The organism is Sphingomonas sp. CFBP 8765, from assembly GCF_014841445.1.
GTDB classification, from domain to species: Bacteria; Pseudomonadota; Alphaproteobacteria; order Sphingomonadales; family Sphingomonadaceae; genus Sphingomonas; species Sphingomonas aerolata.
This window is the reverse complement of the sequence record NZ_JACYTY010000032.1, coordinates 1-826: the sequence shown is the minus strand read 5'-3', so window position 1 is coordinate 826 and position 826 is coordinate 1. Positions and strand designations below refer to the sequence as shown.

2 protein-coding genes are annotated in these 826 nt (G+C 56.4%); both read left to right on the top strand.

Annotated features, from left to right (window positions below):
* On the top strand, positions 1-117 hold a 117-nt coding region (locus IFT87_RS20810), incomplete at its 5' end, for a PEP-CTERM sorting domain-containing protein (RefSeq protein ID WP_192191753.1).
* A gap of 375 nt (positions 118-492) precedes the next feature.
* A partial coding sequence (locus tag IFT87_RS20220) for a hypothetical protein (protein WP_206757244.1) occupies positions 493-826 on the top strand: 334 nt, incomplete at its 3' end.

The following is an 826-nucleotide window of genomic DNA, read 5'->3' as shown; positions in this document are numbered from 1 at the left end:
GAGCCGACGGCAGCAGTTCCCGAGGCTGGTACCTGGGCAATCATGCTGTTCGGTATCGGCGGGATCGGCGCATCGATGCGCGTTCGTCGTCGCCAGGCGAAGATCGCATTCGCCTAAGCCTATTTCACAGCTGGTCCCAGTGGCCATCTGTGTGAAGGCAGCCGTCAACCTCTCGAGGTTGGCGGCTGTTTTTGTTTAACCTCCGGCGCAATGGGTCTGCCGAAGAATCCATGTGGCGCGGTGGGCGCCGTCGATCAATAATTGGGCAAGCGGGATGGCTTATACTGCGCCCAACGGCCCAAACCCCGAGATCGCGAACGCGCCTAAATAGACGCCGTCAGCTACCGAGCATACGTCCTGGTATCGGCATCCATCGATCTACAGCCACGCAGAGCCACGTACGCGGCTGGGACTGGTAAAGACCACCGGTGTGCGCCATTTTGGGGTCATGATGTTCAAGCGTTGGCGGAGAACTATAACATGAGTCTACGCTTGGAGCATGTTACCAAACTCGCACATAGCAAAGAAGGCCTAAGGGCTGCCTACGCCGCGGGTGTCGATCATCAGCGCAATGCTTGGCTGAGATATCCACCATGCAAATGGGACCATCCAGCAATTCTGGCTTTTGACGAAGGCGGAACTTGCGTTGGCGGTATCAATTGGGGCGAGGACCATGATGATCGGACGCTCACAATTACGTTTGCCTGGGGTTCGCCTACCGCACCTGCTGCCTTTGCTGCCGTACTTTCGCGATTTCGGAAGGTTCACCTAAACGGGTGGTTTACCGAAATCCACTTCACGATATCGACACATAACGAAGCAATGC